This is a genomic window from Streptomyces sp. NBRC 110035 (assembly GCF_000829695.1).
Taxonomy (GTDB): Bacteria; Actinomycetota; Actinomycetes; order Streptomycetales; family Streptomycetaceae; genus Streptomyces.
Map to the genome: position 1 here is coordinate 56,134 of NZ_BBNN01000034.1, position 16,355 is coordinate 72,488.

At 73.0% G+C, this 16,355-nt stretch carries 12 protein-coding genes and 1 pseudogene; 11 read left to right on the top strand and 2 right to left on the bottom strand.

Annotation, left to right across the window (positions count from 1 at the left end; all coding sequences use genetic code 11):
• Positions 1-68: 68 nt before the first annotated feature.
• The 4 genes from TU30_RS23400 (at position 69) to TU30_RS23415 (ending at position 6,242) form a co-directional block, all read left to right on the top strand.
• Complete coding sequence (locus TU30_RS23400; RefSeq protein ID WP_042173220.1) at positions 69-1,037, top strand: LysR family transcriptional regulator; 969 nt, start codon at positions 69-71, stop codon at positions 1,035-1,037.
• Between the two features lie 212 nt (positions 1,038-1,249).
• The gene (locus TU30_RS35575; protein ID WP_052479895.1) at positions 1,250-2,719 is read left to right on the top strand and encodes a hypothetical protein; all 1,470 of its coding nucleotides are present in this window, start codon (positions 1,250-1,252) and stop codon (positions 2,717-2,719) included.
• Positions 2,719-4,917, top strand: a complete 2,199-nt coding sequence (locus tag TU30_RS23410) for a glycosyltransferase (protein ID WP_042173223.1) — start codon at positions 2,719-2,721, stop codon at positions 4,915-4,917. Before TU30_RS35575 ends, TU30_RS23410 begins: the two co-directional genes overlap by 1 nt.
• Positions 4,914-6,242, top strand: coding sequence for an acyltransferase (locus TU30_RS23415; RefSeq protein WP_042173225.1), 1,329 nt, complete (start codon positions 4,914-4,916; stop codon positions 6,240-6,242). Before TU30_RS23410 ends, TU30_RS23415 begins: the two co-directional genes overlap by 4 nt.
• Before the next feature lie 166 nt (positions 6,243-6,408).
• Here TU30_RS23415 and TU30_RS23420 read toward each other — a convergent pair.
• Positions 6,409-6,690, bottom strand: a pseudogene (locus tag TU30_RS23420) (DUF6083 domain-containing protein); the annotation flags it as partial.
• A 45-nt stretch (positions 6,691-6,735) separates the two neighbouring features.
• Positions 6,736-7,281, bottom strand: a complete 546-nt coding sequence (locus tag TU30_RS38370) for a hypothetical protein (RefSeq protein ID WP_370626698.1) — start codon at positions 7,279-7,281, stop codon at positions 6,736-6,738.
• On the opposite strand from TU30_RS38370, the gene TU30_RS23430 reads away from it, so the two are divergent.
• The 7 genes from TU30_RS23430 (at position 7,217) to TU30_RS23460 (ending at position 16,258) form a co-directional block, all read left to right on the top strand.
• Entirely contained in the window at positions 7,217-8,209 is a 993-nt protein-coding gene (locus TU30_RS23430) for a membrane protein (protein ID WP_042173230.1), read from the top strand. The two genes, TU30_RS38370 and TU30_RS23430, sit on opposite strands and share 65 nt — an antisense overlap.
• Before the next feature lie 193 nt (positions 8,210-8,402).
• Complete coding sequence (locus tag TU30_RS23435) at positions 8,403-9,794, top strand: NarK/NasA family nitrate transporter (protein ID WP_042173232.1); 1,392 nt, start codon at positions 8,403-8,405, stop codon at positions 9,792-9,794.
• A 164-nt stretch (positions 9,795-9,958) separates the two neighbouring features.
• Positions 9,959-11,158: a uroporphyrinogen-III synthase gene (locus TU30_RS23440; RefSeq protein ID WP_370626699.1), complete on the top strand. Its 1,200-nt coding sequence runs from the start codon at positions 9,959-9,961 to the stop codon at positions 11,156-11,158.
• A 448-nt stretch (positions 11,159-11,606) separates the two neighbouring features.
• Positions 11,607-12,227 carry an ABATE domain-containing protein gene (locus TU30_RS23445; protein WP_042173234.1) on the top strand — a complete coding sequence of 207 codons (621 nt, stop codon included), beginning with the start codon at positions 11,607-11,609 and terminating at the stop codon, positions 12,225-12,227.
• 244 nt (positions 12,228-12,471) lie between these two features.
• Positions 12,472-13,059 carry a sigma-70 family RNA polymerase sigma factor gene (locus tag TU30_RS23450; protein ID WP_074993260.1) on the top strand — a complete coding sequence of 196 codons (588 nt, stop codon included), beginning with the start codon at positions 12,472-12,474 and terminating at the stop codon, positions 13,057-13,059.
• A gap of 65 nt (positions 13,060-13,124) precedes the next feature.
• Complete coding sequence (locus tag TU30_RS23455; RefSeq protein ID WP_042173239.1) at positions 13,125-13,886, top strand: anti-sigma factor; 762 nt, start codon at positions 13,125-13,127, stop codon at positions 13,884-13,886.
• A 59-nt stretch (positions 13,887-13,945) separates the two neighbouring features.
• Complete coding sequence (locus TU30_RS23460; RefSeq protein WP_042173241.1) at positions 13,946-16,258, top strand: UvrD-helicase domain-containing protein; 2,313 nt, start codon at positions 13,946-13,948, stop codon at positions 16,256-16,258.
• Positions 16,259-16,355 lie beyond the last annotated feature (97 nt).

Consider the following 16,355-nt stretch of genomic DNA (forward strand, 5'->3'; position numbering starts at 1 on the left):
CGGGCCCGCGGTGCCGGTCCAACACCTTCCCGGTACCGATTCACGCACCCGCGTTGTAGGTTCACGGGGTGCCCGCTCCCGCCCACCTCGACCCCCGGCTCCTGCGCGCCTTCGTCACCGTCGCCGAGGAGCTGCACTTCACCCGCGCCGCGATGCGCCTCTACGTCGCCCAGCAGGCGCTGAGCCGCGACGTGCGGCGGCTGGAACGGGAGCTGGGCAGCGAACTGTTCGTACGGACCACCCGGCAGGTGGCGCTCACCCCCGACGGTGAACGCCTGCTGCCGTACGCCCGCCGGGCCCTGGTCGCGCAGGACGATCTGCTCGCCGCCGCCGGACAGGCCCGGCCGCTGCTGGTGGACCTCAACTCCCCGGGACTGGCCACCGGGCGCCGCGTCCTGCACCGGGCCCGCGAACTCACCCCCGGTCACGAGCTGATGGCCCGCTACGAGAGCGGACTGACCTGGGCCGCGGGCGAGTTGACCGCGGGGCGGCTCGACGCGTCGTTCGGACGGTTCGCGGGGCTCCCCGAGGCGCTGAAGGCCGGGCTCGACCAGCAGCCCGTACGCTACGAGCCGATGGCGGTGATCCTTCCCGAGGGCCACCGGCTGGCCGCCCTGGACCGGGTGCCGCTCGACGCGCTGGCCGGCGAGACCGTGTACGCCGGGGCGGGCAATCCGCGCACGCCCGAGTGGACCGACCTCGCGAGGCTGCTGTTCGAGGGGCGGGGCATCGACGTCGCGCCGCCCGCGCCCCTGGCCGTCGGTGAGGAGGAGTCCCAGCGGATCATGGCCCGTACCGGGCATCCGGTCCTCGCCGTGGTGGACTTCCCGCCGCTGCCTTCGATGGTGCTGCGCCCGCTGGTCGACCCCGTTCCGCTGTCCCCTGTGTCACTGGTGTGGCGAAAAGGGATGATTCACCCCGCTCTGGAGGGACTTCGTGGTGCGGCGGCCGAAATCGCCGCGGAAGAGGGCTGGTTGCGACGGCCCGCGAAGGGGTGGGTTTCGGACAGGGATCTCGATGTCATGAGTTCTCCGTGATGTCTCATGGATGTCTCATGCCCGTCCGTGATGTCTCACGCCTGACACGAATCCACACCCGGGGAACGCGGGACCTCCGCGTACGCTACATTCGATGCTCGAGCACAGTGTGATAAACGGGACGCTCGGAGCGGGCGGGGGACCATGTCCGGCGGCGCACGCCCAGGCCGCACGCGCACCCGGAACAGTCCCGTGGGGGAAAGAGCGTGCGCGTGGAGAAGTGGCGAGAAAACGCCCAACCTGAACGGTCCGAGGCCGAGGCCGAAGCCGCCCCGACCGGGGACGCCCGGCCCGCCCCCGGCGGTTCTGCCACCGACCGGGGAACGTGGTTCTCCCGGGACGTGCCCGGCCGCACCGCCCGTGCCGACGGGGCGGACGACGCCACCGCGGTGAAGGGAACCCCCGCCACACCCCACGCGGCCGGCCCGGACGACCGGGCCGACCTGGAGCACCGGGTCGCCCCGGACGACGCGAAGGCCAGGACGACCACGATGAGCGCAACGCCCCCGCCGGGCGGCACGAGCAGGATGCCCGCACAGCGCGGGCCGGAGCGGGCCGCCCCGACGCCCCCGAGGGCCTTCGAGGACCCCGAAGAGACCAGGGCGCTGCGCATCAGGCCCCGTACTCCGGCCGAGGGGGGCGGTGGGTTCGACCGGACCGAGAGGTTCGAGAAGCCCGGGGCGCCCTTCTCCGCCCGCACCACCCCCGCACCCCCCTCCACCGGGGACACCGGCTTCACCGCGCGCCTCTCCACCCAGGTCCCCGCGTCGCCCCGGCCGCCCCGTACTCCCCTGCGCGACCCCTGGCAGGAGGGGGCCGAGGCGACCGCGCCCGCCCCCGCGCCCACCAGGCCGGTGCCCGCAGTCGCGGAGACAGCCGCATCCGTAGTCGCGGACGCCGGTGCGACCGAGCACACCCACGACCCGCACGAGGTGACGGTCCAGCTCGACGCCGTGCAGTTCGGCGACGGCGTGCTGCGGGCAACGCCGGGCAGGCACCGCAGCGGCGCGGGCCGCGACGCCGCGGACGGACCCGTGTTCGTCGACGAGTCGGGCCGCCGCAGCCGCCTCTACCGCCGGATCGGCCTGGCCGTCGGCCTGGCCTGCGCCGGGTACGCCGTTGTGATCGTCGCCACGCTGGTGTCCGGCAACTCCACCGCCCCCTGGATGCCCGTGCCCGGCCAGGGGAAGGAGCAGCCCGCCGGGAAGGTCGAGACCTCGCCGCGGCCCGCCGAGCCGGTCGCGTCGCCCAGTGCCGACCCGACCCCGGGCACCGGACCGACCGCGGGCGACCCCGGCGCCCCCGCCTCCCCCGACGCCGGCGTCCCCGCGGGCGGCGTGGCGACCGCCGGGGCCGAGTCCGGCGAGATCGCCGAGCCGTCGTCGACGCCGACCGGGACCGCCCCGGAAGCGGGCACCGGCACCGGCGGCTCCGCCACGACCGAGCCGGCCGATCCCCCGGCCGAGACGGAAACCGCCGACCCGCCGGCCTCGTCCGGCGGCACCGGCACCGATCCGGACACTCCCCCCGTGGAGGAGGGCCCCGGCGACGAGGAGCCCGCCGGCACCGACACGGTCGCCCAGGCGCCCCAGGCCCCGCCGGCCGTGGCCGCCGAGAACCCCGCCGCACAGCCCGCCCCGTCCCCCGCCCCCACCGCACCGTCCCCGGAGCACGCTCTCTGATGGCCTCCCACTCCCGCCGCCCCGGGCCCGCGACCAGAGCCCGAGGCGGCTCCCGGCGTCGCCGTCTGCCCCTGCGCCTGCTGCTTCCGCTGCTCGTCCTCGTCGCCCTGTCGGCGATGCTGATGCTGCGCGGATACACGCACAGCGAGATCCTCGCCGACCACCGCGTCCAGCCGCCCGCCGCCACCGACCGGGTGCCGGAGAAGATCCTGGAGGGCGGCCCGGTCATCGACGCCCGGGAGGGGCGCGCCGAGACCCTGAGCGTGCCCGACCGCCGGCTGGTCCTCACCTTCGACGACGGACCGGACCCGACCTGGACGCCGCGCGTGCTGGACGTGCTGAAGAAGCACGACGCGCACGCGGTCTTCTTCGTCACCGGCACCATGGCCTCCCGCCACCCGGACCTGGTCCAGCGCATGGTCGACGAGGGCCACGAGCTCGGCCTGCACACGTTCAACCACCCCGACCTCTCCCTCCAGTCCAGGGAGCGCATCGACTGGGAGCTGTCGCAGAACCAGCTGGCGCTCACCGGCGCGGCCGGGGTGCGCACCTCCCTCTTCCGCCCGCCGTACTCCTCCTTCTCCGCCGCCATGGACAACAAGTCCTGGCCGGTCACCGAGTACATCGGCAGCCTCGGGTACATCACCGTCGTCAACAACACCGACAGCGAGGACTGGCAGCGGCCCGGCGTCGACGAGATCATCCGCCGTGCCACGCCCGAGGACGGCGAGGGCGCCATCGTCCTGATGCACGACTCCGGCGGCGACCGCAGCCAGACCGTCGCGGCGCTGGACCGGTTCCTGCCCGACCTGAAGGAGCGGGGCTACGAGTTCGCCAACCTCACCGAGGCCCTGGACGCGCCCGGCGCGATGACTCCGGTGACCGGCGCCGAGCTGTGGAAGGGCAAGGCGTGGATCTTCCTGGTCCAGGCCTCCGAGAAGATCACCGGCGGCCTGGTGGTGGGCCTGGCGGTCATCGGCACCCTGGTCATCGCCCGCTTCGTGCTGATGCTCCTGCTCTCCGGCATCCACGCCCGCCGGGTCCGCCGCAAGGGCTTCCGCTGGGGCCCGCCGGTCACCGAACCGGTGACGGTGCTGGTCCCGGCCTACAACGAGGCCAAGTGCATCGAGAACACCGTCCGTTCCCTGATGGACAGCGACCACCCGGTCGAGGTCCTGGTCGTCGACGACGGTTCCAGCGACGGCACGGCCCGCATCGTCGAGGCCATGGGCCTGCCCAACGTCCGGGTGATCCGCCAGCTCAACGCGGGCAAACCGGCCGCCCTCAACCGGGGCCTGGCCAACGCCCGGTACGACATCGTCGTGATGATGGACGGCGACACGGTCTTCGAGCCGTCCACCGTCCGCGAACTCGTCCAGCCCTTCGGCGACCCGGGGGTGGGAGCCGTGGCGGGCAACGCGAAGGTCGGCAACAAGGACAGCCTCATCGGCGCCTGGCAGCACATCGAGTACGTGATGGGCTTCAACCTGGACCGCCGCATGTACGACGTCCTCGGCTGCATGCCGACGATCCCGGGCGCCGTCGGCGCCTTCCGCCGCTCGGCACTGGTCCCGATCGGCGGCATGAGCGACGACACGCTCGCCGAGGACACCGACGTCACCATGGCGCTGCACCGCGCCGGCTGGCGCGTGGTCTACGCCGAGAACGCCCGCGCCTGGACCGAGGCCCCGGAGACGGTCCAGCAGCTGTGGTCCCAGCGCTACCGCTGGTCCTACGGCACCATGCAGGCCATCTGGAAGCACCGCCGCGCCGTGATCGACAAGGGGCCCTCGGGCCGCTTCGGCCGTGTGGGCCTGCCCTTCGTCTCCCTGTTCATGATCGTGGCCCCGCTGCTGGCCCCCCTGATCGACGTCTTCCTGCTCTACGGCCTCGTCTTCGGCCCGACCGAGAAGACGATCACGGCGTGGCTGGGGGTCCTGGCCGTCCAGGCGGTCTGCGCGGCCTTCGCCTTCCGGCTCGACCGCGAACGCATGACCCACCTGATCTCGCTGCCGCTGCAGCAGCTCCTCTACCGCCAGCTCATGTACGTCGTGCTGCTCCAGTCCTGGATCACCGCGCTCACCGGCGGCCGCCTGCGCTGGCAGAAGCTGCGGCGCACCGGCGTCGTCGAGGCGCCCGGCGGCTCGGTGCCGCGCCAGAACGCGCGGACCGACGACGATCGGAGGCCCGTGGCATGACCCACGGATACACGACCGGTACGGGCCCGGTGCCGGAGCCGGCCGGCCCGTACGGAACCGGGCGCACGGGAGACGCGCACGGCGTCCCGGAAACGCCGCTCGCGGTCCCGCGGCAGCGCACGACCGCGTCCGCGCCCGTACCGGACCCCGACGCCCCGGCGGCCCCCGCGAAGCCCGGCCGTGACCGGTATCTCGACCTGCTGCGCTCCCTCGCCCTGGTCCGCGTGGTCGTCTACCACCTGTTCGGCTGGGCCTGGCTGACGGTGCTGTTCCCGTCGATGGGCGTGATGTTCGCGCTGGCGGGTTCGCTGATGGCGCGTTCGCTGAAGCGTCCGGCGGGGAGCGTGATCCGCAGCCGGGTCCGCCGTCTCCTGCCGCCCATGTGGGCGTTCGCCGTGGTCGTGCTGGCGATGATGTTCGCGAACGGCTGGAACCCGGCGAAGGACGACGGTTCCTGGGGTCTGATCGGGCTGTTCAACTACATCGTCCCGATCGGTGCTCCGCCCTATCCCTGGGAGCTCGGCTCCCCGTCGGGCCTGCTGGGCGACACCTGGGCGGTGCAGGCCGCGGGCCCGCTGTGGTACCTGCGCGCCTACCTGTGGTTCGTGCTCGCCTCGCCGCTGCTGCTGTGGGCGTTCCGCCGGGCCCCCTGGCCGACCCTGCTCGCACCGCTGGCCCTGACGGCGGTCGTCGGCACCGGCCTGGTGACCATCCCCGGTGAAACGGGCAACGCGGTCACCGACTTCGCGGTCTACGGCGGCTGCTGGGTGCTGGGCTTCGCCCACCACGAAGGCATGCTGCAGCGGATCCCGCGGTACGTCTCGGTCTCCTGCGCGTCGCTGGTGATGGCCTTCGGCCTGTGGTGGGCGTCGAACCACCTGGGCCCCGACGGCTGGGACCTCAACGACATCCCGCTGGCCCAGGCGGCCTGGTCGTTCGGGTTCGTCGTGATCCTGCTCCAGTACTCCCCGTCGTGGCGGGAACTCCCGGGCCGCCTGGCGCAGTGGGACAAGCTGGTGACCCTCTCCAACAACCGGGCGGTCACCATCTACCTGTGGCACAACATGCTGATCATGGCGACCGTCCCGATCATCGACCTGCTGTACCGGCTCCCGTTCCTGCAGAGCGAGCGCGGGGCGGATGCCATCACCAGCACGTACACCCTCTGGATGTTCGCCCTGATCTGGCCGCTCATCGGCCTGACGGTCCTCGCGGTCGGCTGGGTCGAGGACCTCGCGGCGAAGCGAAGGCCCCGCCTGTGGCCGAACGGCGCGAAGCGCTCCGCCGGAAAGGGGCCCGGCCGCCGCGCAGCCCGCCGGGGCTGACGACGACCCTCTTCCCGGGACTCCGCCTTCTTCGGCGACAGCGTCGGCGAGGGCGCCGGGCCTGCGGTCCACGTCGGCGCAGGTCTCGTCGAAGGGGTGCCGGCAACCCGTTACGTGTTCCGGCCGGGCCTGACGGCCCGGGTGGAAACAGAGATGTCCGCGGTGGTCAGCCCGCGTCGGGCAGCGCCTCCGGGAAACCCCGCTCACCCGCCTTCCGCCGTGCCCGCTCCGTGTTGAACCGCCGGACCGTCTCCAGCCACCGCCACGGACGGATCTCGTCGAGGGCCAGGCCGGGACAGGCGAGCCGGTGGGGGACGCGGCAGGTGGCGCCGGGCAGGGGTTCGTCCAGGCCGCCGTTCCAGGCGGTGCCGTCGGTGTCGAGGTGCCAGCGGTGTCCGCCGGGCACGAGAGAACCCCATGAGTGCCGACAGAGCCACTCGATGAATTGACCGCGGCTGCGCTCGCGTTGGCGTGCCGGTCCGGGAGCTCGGGTTCAGCTCGCGGTCGAGTCCCTGGTCAGCGCGTCCATGAAGAGGTCGACGAGCGGGCGGGCTTGCTCTTTGGTTCCGTGCTGCACGGAATAGGCGATGCCACCCATGAGGAGTAGGACATCGTCCGGGGCGGCGTCCGTTCGCAGGCTTCCGTCTCGGGCGCCGGCCGCGAGGAGGGTGGCGACAGCGTCGGTAAGGAGTGTGCGGCTGTCGGAGTCCGGGCGTGGACTGCGCCTCGTCCAGGAGTGCGCCGACTCCTGGGGAGGGTGGGCCCTCGGCGGCAGCGTGCTGGGGTGCGGGGCCGGGAAGCTGCTGTGGTTCGAAGTGGGTGGGCGATGAGCGATGAGCGATGAGCGGTGAGCGCTGCGGTGAGGCTCGATCCTCCGCCAGGCGCCTCGGCCGCGCTTCCGCGACGGTGCGCCCCCGTGCGAAACTGCCCCCTGTTGCGGAAGTGAACAGTGTGACCAGGGGGAGCGGGAACGGATGAGCAAGCGGCAGATGCGCAAGATGCTGGGGCTGATGGCGGGCGGGGAGCCGGTGGAGCTCACCAGTGCGATGGCATCCGTGAAGAAACTCGCCCGACTCGCCTTCGTCGCGCAGCAGTTCGGGTACGAGTACGCAGACGTGCGCCAGGGCGGCGGGCAGAACGCCTCGCTCAGGATGCTGATCGTCCCCGACCCCTCCCCGCAGGCACGGGCGCGGGCCGCGCAGAACCGGGCCCAGTACCCGAACGCGGGGGACGGCGTCTCCCTGCCGCCGCTCGTGCCGGACGCCTTCGAGCTCCTCAAGGCCCGCATCAACTTCGACCTCACCGGCAAGAACGCCGAGAAGCGGATGGGGTACGGGGCGCTCGGTCTTTCCATCGGCTGCGTGATCCTGGCCTACCGGTCCGGGGGCGCGTCGTCCGACTTCGTCGTGGCGGGCGTGATCTGGCTCCTCCTCATGACCGCCTTCGGCATCGGCTTCGTCGTCACCCGCAGGCGCAACGCCAAGTTCGCGGCCCGGCTCCGGGCGGCCGGGTTCACCCCGGTGACGGACGAGACCGGCCGGGTGCGCTACCTGCCGCCGGGCGGACAGACGCCGGGGCACGGAAATCCGCTCGGCGGGAACCCGTACGGCGGCAACTCGTACGGCGGGGCCCCGTACGGCGCCCCGGGCGCGGCCCCCGCGCCGTACGCCCAGCAGGGTCCGTACGCCCAGCAGGCCCCGGGCCCGTACGCCCAGCAGGCCCCGGGCCCGTACGCCCAGCAGGCCCCGGGCCCGTACGCCCAGCAGGCTCCGGGCTCCTACGCCCAGCCCGCACCCGCCGCCACCCCCGCCGTCCATGGCACGCCGCCCGCGCCCGTCCCGTACGGGACTCCGCAGCAGCCCCCGGTGCCCGGTGGTCCCTACGCCCAGCCGCAGCCGCCGTACGGGCAGCCGGTCCAGCCGCCGTACCCCCGGCACAACGCCTACGGGCAGCCTCCGCAGCGCTGACCTCACGGTGTGGTGTCCGACCGGTGCCGGACTCCTCTCACCCCGCCCCGGCCCGGGGTGAGAGCAACGTTCCCCAGCGGTCACCCACCGCCACGGGCCGGAAACGCTCCCTCCCTACCTTCGGGACCAGGCCCCGGGCCCCCAGGCCCTCGCGGCATCCGTCCGCACCACCCCGGAGAACAGTGGAGGCGTCATGACAGCCCCTGGCCAGGTCCCCGCACCGGCGCCGCCCCCGAACAGGGGCGGTCGCTGGATCCAGCACTGGGACCCCGAGGACGAGACGTTCTGGAACCGGACCGGGGAGCCGATCGCCCGCCGGAACCTCCTCTTCTCCGTGCTGTCCGAGCACATCGGGTTCTCGGTGTGGACGATGTGGTCCGTGCTCGTGCTCTTCATGGGTCCCGAGTACGGGCTGACCCCGGCCGACAAGTTCCTGCTGACGTCGGTGGTGACGCTGGTCGGCGCCGTCGTCCGGGTCCCGTACACCTTCGCCGTGGCGGTGTTCGGCGGGCGCAACTGGACGATCGTCTCCGCCGCGCTGCTGCTCGTGCCCACGGTCGCCGCGTTCGCCGTGATGGAGCCGGGGACGTCCTTCTCCACGTTCCTGCTGGTCGGCCTGCTGGCCGGCATCGGCGGCGGCAACTTCGCCTCCTCCATGACCAACATCAACGCCTTCTTCCCGCTGCGGAAGAAGGGCTGGGCGCTCGGTCTGAACGCCGGTGGCGGCAACATCGGCGTCCCGGTGATCCAGCTCGCCGCCCTCGCGATCATCGGGGCGGGCGGCGGGCCCCGGGTGCTGCTCGGCCTCTACATCCCGCTGATCGTCGTGGCCGCCGTGCTCGCCGCGCTGTACATGGACAACCTGGCCTCGGTACGCAACGACACCGGTGCGGCCAAGGACGCCGCCCGGGACGCGCACACCTGGATCATGTCCTTCCTCTACATCGGTACCTTCGGCTCGTTCATCGGCTACAGCTTCGCCTTCGGGCAGGTGCTGCAGAACCAGTTCGACCGCACACCGCTCGAGGCCGCCTACGTCACCTTCATCGGCCCGCTGCTCGGCTCCCTGATCCGCCCGGTGGGGGGCAGGCTCGCCGACCGGTACGGCGGCTCGCGGATCACGCTGTGGAACTTCGTCGGCATGGGCGCGGCGACCGGGGTGCTGATCCTCGCCTCCATGCAGGAGTCGCTGGCGCTGTTCACCGTGGCCTTCGTGGTGCTGTTCGTGCTCACCGGCCTGGGCAACGGCTCGACGTACAAGATGATCCCGGGCATCTTCCAGGCCAAGGCACTGGCCCGGGGGCTGAGCGGCGAGGAGGCGGCCGCCTACGGGCGCCGGCTGTCCGGGGCCTCCATGGGGCTGATCGGCGCGGTGGGCGCGCTCGGCGGCGTCGGCATCAACCTGGCCTTCCGCCAGTCCTTCCTCTCCTACGGGTCCGGCACCGGCGCGTTCGTCGCCTTCCTGGCCTTCTACGCGGTCTGCCTGGCGGTCACCTGGGCCGTATACCTTCGCCGCCCGGCCCGGCCGTCCGTGCCGACGGCCACCGCGGAGGAGAAGCCCCAGCTCAGCTATGCCGAGGTGTGACGTAACACGGGCGACACGAAGCAGAACCGAGCCTGTCATGGACCGTTGACAGGCTCGGTCGGCATGAGGACGAGCCGTGCCTCGGGCAGCACAACGCAACACAGCACAACGCAACGCAACGCAGCACACCGACTCGAGTGCGGGACGAGAGCGGGACGAGAACCATGCACGACGAACAGCAGAAACCCGACCGGCCCACGGAGCCGTCCACGGAGCAGACCATGGAGCAGACCCCCGACCACGGGCCGCTCGCGGGCTTCACCGTGGGGGTGACCGCGGCGCGCCGGGCCGACGAGCTGGGCGCGCTGCTCCAGCGGCGTGGTGCCGCCGTCCTGCACGCCCCCGCGCTGCGGATCGTGCAGCTCGCCGACGACAGTGAACTGCTGGCCGCCACCAAGGAGATCATCGGACAGGCTCCGGACATCGCGGTCGCCACCACGGCGATCGGCTTCCGCGGCTGGGTCGAGGCCGCCGACGGCTGGGGGCTCGGCGACGCTCTGCTGGCGCGGCTGCGCGGGGTGCGGATCCTGGCCCGCGGACCGAAGGTCAAGGGCGCGATCCGGGCGGCCGGGCTGACGGAGGAGTGGTCGCCGTCGTCGGAGTCGATGGCCGAGGTCCTCGACCGGCTCCTGGAGGAGGGCGTCGACGGACTGCGGATCGCCCTCCAGCTGCACGGTGAACCCCTGCCCGGGTTCGTGGAGTCGCTGCGGGCCGCGGGAGCGGACGTGGTGGGGGTGCCCGTCTACCGGTGGATGCCGCCGGAGGACATCACCCCCGTCGACCGGCTCCTCGACGCCACCGTCGCCCGGACCCTGGACGCGGTCACCTTCACCAGCGCGCCCGCCGCCGCGTCCCTGCTGTCCCGGGCCACGGAACGCGGTCTGCTCGACGACGTCCTCGCCGCCCTCGGCCACGACGTCCTGCCCGCCTGCGTCGGCCCGGTCACCGCGCTGCCGTTGCAGGCCCGGGGCGTCGACACGGTCCAGCCGGAACGCTTCCGGCTCGGCCCCCTCGTCCAGTTGCTCTGCCGGGAACTGCCCGGCCGGACCCGCTCGCTGCCGGTCGCCGGGCACCGGGTGGAGATCCGCGGGCACGCCGTCGTGGTGGACGGCGAGCTGCGTCCCGTACCGCCCGCGGGCATGTCGCTGCTGCGGGCGCTGGCCCGCCGCCCCGGCTGGGTCGTCGCCCGCGCGGACCTGCTGCGCGCGCTGCCGGGCACCGGCCGCGACGAGCACGCGGTGGAGACCGCGATGGCCCGCCTGCGCACCGCCCTCGGCGCACCCAGGCTGATCCAGACGGTCGTCAAACGCGGCTACCGCCTGGCCCTGGACCCCCAGGCGGACGCCAAGTACGGGGACGCCTGAACGGACCGGACGGCGCGGCGCCGCGCGTGAGGCCGGGGGGAGGCGTACGAGTGCGGGTCCTGAACCGGGACGTGGACCGGCCTTGGGCGGGGGCCGGGAGGAGTGTCCTGCGTCGGTAGGTGGCGCGGCCCTCGGTGGGGGCCTGTGCCGGGGCCGGGTCGGATCTCGGTCGGGACCTGTGCCGGGGCCGCAACCCGGTGCGGGATGTGGGACGTGGGACGCGGGTGGCACCGGCAAGGGGTCCGTCCCGGGACCGGGCCGGAACGTCCGGGCCGGGTGTCCCGGGCGAGGGGGTTCCGGTCGTAGGGTTCCGGACGGGGGGTTCCGGGCGGGGGAGCGGGCGGGCACTGTAGAGGGAGCGGATTCCCGGAACGCGTCCCTCAGATCCCTCACTCGCACCGCCCCGGCCCCCACCCGACCGGGGTGAACCCTAGGCGGTGACAGGCACATGGCACTGGGTACGGTCACGGCGCCCCACGAGCTGCGGTTCGACACCGGGCGGGTCTGTCTGGATCTCCTCGCGACCACGCATCCCGAGGAACGGCTCGGCTCCGTCGACGTGCTGAGCGCCTGGATCACCGGCTCCGGCCTCGTCCCGGACGGCACCCCGCTGACCCACGCCGACGACGCCTGGCCGGTCGCCTTCCGCGAACTGCGCGGCCACCTCGCCCGTCTGGTGCGCGGCCACCTCGCCCGTCCGGCGCGCGGTCGCCCGGGGCCCGGCGGTGCCGCCCACGACCTCGCGCTCGCCCGCCTCAACGAGACCGCCCGGGTCGCGCCCCCCGCGCCGCGCGCGGTCCCCGGCGACGACGGGGCACTGGTACGGCGGCTGGAGGCGCCGCCCGGCTGCGCCGCGCTGCTCGCGGCGATCGCCCGGGACGCCGTGGACCTGCTCACCGACCCGCTCGCGCGCGCGTGCCTGCGGCAGTGCGAGGGCGACCACTGCCCGATCGTGTACCTGGACACCTCACGGGGCCGCCGCAGGCGCTGGTGTTCCAGCGAGGTCTGCGGCAACCGTGAACGCGTGGCCCGCCACCGCCGCAGGGCCGCGGCGCACCCCCGCGCCTGACCCGTCCTCAACTCCGTGGACGTGTGACATCGCCAACACCCCGTTTGCCTTCCGTGCGTCACGGGCGGCCGGGCCGCTCCCCCGCCTGTGGTGGAAATGTGAAAAAGGAGCGGGGGGAATGTGCTCCCATGTCCCGGTCTTCACCTCACTCTTCAGAAAAACGACGCCTCACGTTGAACACCCGGCGCACCGCCTCCGTACCCGATGTCGAGCGACCGACGGGGGGATCCCCGGGACACCGGAGGTGGGCGTGCGCAAGGATGCGGCCGTGGCCAATGAACGTGGAGCGAGGGCCCGACATCGCATGTCCCCGTCCTCGTCGAACGAACCCGACGAGGAGTTGATGCGTGCGCTGTATCGAGAGCACGCCGGGCCTCTGCTCGCCTACGTCCTGCGGCTCGTCGCCGGAGACCGGCAACGAGCCGAGGACGTCGTGCAGGAGACGCTCATCCGTGCCTGGAAGAACGCCGGTCAGCTCAATCGGGCGACCGGATCGGTACGCCCCTGGCTGGTGACGGTCGCCCGGCGCATCGTCATCGACGGCCACCGCAGCCGGCAGGCCCGGCCGCAGGAGGTCGATCCGTCGCCGCTGGAGGTCATCCCCGCGGAGGACGAGATCGACAAGGCGCTGTGGCTGATGACGCTGTCGGACGCACTCGACGACCTGACCCCGGCCCACCGGGAGGTGCTCGTCGAGACGTACTTCAAAGGACGTACCGTGAACGAGGCGGCCGAGACCCTCGGGATACCCAGCGGCACGGTCCGCTCCCGGGTGTTCTACGCCCTGCGTTCGATGAAGCTGGCTCTGGAGGAGCGGGGGGTGACGGCGTGATGAGTGCGTACGGGGGATTCGGAGCGAGCGGTACGGGTATGTCTGGTGCCATGCAGGGATCACCGGTGCCGAACGAGCACGAGACCGTCGGTGCCTACGCTCTCGGTATCCTCGACGATGCCGAGGCGACCGCGTTCGAGTCGCACCTCGCCGGCTGCGAGTGGTGCGCCCAGCAGCTCGACGAACTCGCCGGCATGGAACCGATGCTGGCCGCCCTCGCGGACCTGCCCGGCACCGGCACGCCGTCGCTCGGCGAGTCGCTGTCGGCCAAGCCGGCGCCGCGCGTGGTGGAGAAACTGGTCGACGAGGTCGCCGAGCGCCGCGCCAGGAAGCGCCGCCGCAACTTCTACATGGTCGCCGCCGCGGGCGCCCTGATCGTCAGCGGCCCCTTCGTCGCCGTCGCGGCGAACGGCGGGGGCGACAGCGGCAGCGGGGGAGGCAATACCAGCCAGACCCTCTCCGCCGACCCCGCGAAGGACGTCTTCGAGCAGATCCCCGACAAGCTCGCCGTGACCGACCCGGGCACCAAGGTCTCCGTGACCGTGGCGTTCGAGGAGAAGGACTGGGGCACCGGCCTCGCCGCGCGGATCACCAACGTCAAGGGCCCCGAGAAGTGCGCCCTGGTCGTCGTCGGGAAGAACGGCGAGCGGGAGACCGCGACCTCCTGGACCGTCCCGGAGTGGGGCTACGGCCTGCCGGACGCCAAGACGGACAAGGCCAAGCAGCCGCTCCACGTCCAGGGCGGCGCCTCGCTGAACCCCGACGAGATCGACAGCTTCGAGATCGTGACCTTCGACGGCGACAAGCTCGTCGAGGTCGACGCATAGCCTGACGGGTCCCCTTCGCGTACGGTTGACGGCTGCCCAGCACGTCAGAAGGGGGCCCGGTGGCCGTTCAGGCTCAGCAGGAAACCGCGGTCGATCCGGTTCACGAATCCACTCGCGACCGGGAGATCAGCGGCGAACAGGAACACCTCGACCGGGTGTACCGGCGGCTCGAGGAGAAGATCCACGAGGCCGAGTTCCTCATGCACGACGCCGCCCGGCGCGGCCAGGTCGGCACGCCCGGCGCACTCGCCGAACGGGACGCCCAGGTCTTCCGGGCCGGCGTTCACCTCAACCGGCTGAACAACGAGTTCGAGGACTTCCTCTTCGGCCGGATCGACCTGCTCCTCGGCAAGGACGGCAAGAAGGGACCCGACGGCGCCTACACCGCCGTCGAGCCCGCCGAGGGCGCCGTCCGACCCGACAACACCGCCGACATCGCCGAGACGCTGCACATCGGCCGCATCGGCGTCCTCGACGAGAACTACACCCCGCTGGTCATCGACTGGCGGGCGCCCGCCGCCGCCCCGTTCTACCGGTCCACCCCGGTCGACCCCGGCCGGGTGGTGCGCCGCCGCGTCATCCGCTCCAAGGGCCGCCGGGTCCTCGGTGTCGAGGACGACCTGATGCGCCCCGAGCTGACGGCCTCCCTGGACGGCCGCGAGCTGCCCGTCATCGGCGACGGCGCCCTGATGGCCGCGCTCGGCCAGGCCCGGACGCACAGCATGCGGGACATCGTCGCCTCCATCCAGGCCGAGCAGGACCTGGTGATCCGCGCCCCCGCCGCCTCCGTGACCCACGTCGAGGGCGGCCCCGGCACCGGCAAGACCGCCGTCGCCCTGCACCGCGCGGCCTACCTGCTCTACCAGGACCGGCGCCGGTACGCGGGCGGCATCCTGATCGTCTCGCCCACACCGCTCCTGGTCGCCTACACCGAGGGCGTCCTGCCCTCCCTCGGCGAGGAGGGCCAGGTCGCCATCCGCGCCATCGGCTCCCTGGTCGACGGCGCCGAGGCCACCCTGTACGACGCCCCGGCGGTGGCCCGTGCCAAGGGCTCCTCCCGCATGCTCAGGGTGATCCGCAAGGCCGCACGCGGCGCCCTGGAGAGCGGCGGCACGCCGACCCGGCTGCGCGTCGTCGCCTTCGGCCGGCGGCTCGAACTGGACGCCGACGAACTGGCGGCCGTCCGCCACACCGCCCTCGGCGGCACCGCCCCGGTGAATCTGCTGCGCCCCCGCGCCCGCAAGCTGCTGCTCGACGCCCTGTGGGAGCGCTCCGGCGCGGGCGGCCGGCACACCGACCCGGAGCTGGCCGCCGAACTGCGCTCCTCCTTCGACGACGACATCACCACCGAGGACGCCTTCCTCGCCTTCTTCGACGCGTGGTGGCCCGAACTGACCCCGGCCGCCGTGCTGGACGCCATGGCCGACGAGCGCCGCCTCGGCCGCTGGGCCCGGCGCGTCCTCAACCCGGGCGAGGTCCGCAAGGTCGCCCGCTCCCTGCGGCGGGACGGCCGCTCGGTGCACGACATCGCGCTGCTCGACGAACTCCAGGCCGTCCTCGGCGCCCCCTCCCGCCCCCGGCGCAAGCGTGAGCTGGACCCGCTGGACCAGCTCACCGGCCTCGAGGAACTGCTGCCGGTGCGCGAGGAGTCGCAGCGCGAACGGGCCGAACGCCTCGCCCAGGAGCGCACCGAGTACGCCCATGTCATCGTCGACGAGGCCCAGGACCTCACCCCCATGCAGTGGCGCATGGTCGGCCGGCGCGGCCGGCACGCCACCTGGACGGTCGTCGGCGACCCCGCCCAGTCGTCCTGGTCCGACCCCGACGATGCCGCCCAGGCCCGCGACGAGGCCCTCGGCAGCAGGCCCCGCCGCCGCTTCGAGCTCACCGTGAACTACCGCAACCCGGCCGAGATCGCCGACCTCGCCGCCAAGGTGCTCGCACTCGCCATGCCCGGCTCCACCTCGCCGCGGGCGGTGCGCTCCATCGGCGTCGAACCCCGCTTCGTGACCGCCGGCCCGTCCGCACCCGGCTCCGCCCTGGCCGAGACCGTGCGCGCGGAGACGGCCCGGCTGCTGGAGCGGGTCGACGGCACGGTCGGTGTGGTCGTCGCCATGCAGCGCCGCGAGGAGGCGCGGCGCTGGCTGGACGGGCTCGGCGGCCGGGCCGTCGCCCTCGGCAGTCTGGAGGCGAAGGGCCTGGAGTACGACGCGACGATCGTCGTCTCCCCGGCCGAGATCGCCGACGAGTCCCCGGCCGGCCTGCGCGTCCTGTACGTCGCCCTGACCCGCGCCACCCAGCAGCTCACCGTCGTCTCGGCGGAACGCGACGAGCCGGACGCGGCGGGCGTCCCCGATCTGCTGCGGGACTGATCCGGCCGAGGGAGTGGTTCTGCGGCATCCGTTTGTTAGCCTGGCAAGTGACACCGGCCCGATCCAAGCCCCCGGGCCCAACCTTCGTCGCTACGAG

What these genes read in the sequence shown, in the direction of transcription:
- TU30_RS23430 (WP_042173230.1), top strand. Translation starts at nt 7,217, where the DNA reads ATGAGCAAGCGGCAGATGCGCAAGATGCTGGGGCTGATGGCGGGCGGG.
- TU30_RS23445 (WP_042173234.1), top strand. Translation starts at nt 11,607, where the DNA reads ATGGCACTGGGTACGGTCACGGCGCCCCACGAGCTGCGGTTCGACACC.
- TU30_RS23410 (WP_042173223.1), top strand. Translation starts at nt 2,719, where the DNA reads ATGGCCTCCCACTCCCGCCGCCCCGGGCCCGCGACCAGAGCCCGAGGC.
- TU30_RS23415 (WP_042173225.1), top strand. Translation starts at nt 4,914, where the DNA reads ATGACCCACGGATACACGACCGGTACGGGCCCGGTGCCGGAGCCGGCC.
- TU30_RS23440 (WP_370626699.1), top strand. Translation starts at nt 9,959, where the DNA reads ATGCACGACGAACAGCAGAAACCCGACCGGCCCACGGAGCCGTCCACG.
- TU30_RS23435 (WP_042173232.1), top strand. Translation starts at nt 8,403, where the DNA reads ATGACAGCCCCTGGCCAGGTCCCCGCACCGGCGCCGCCCCCGAACAGG.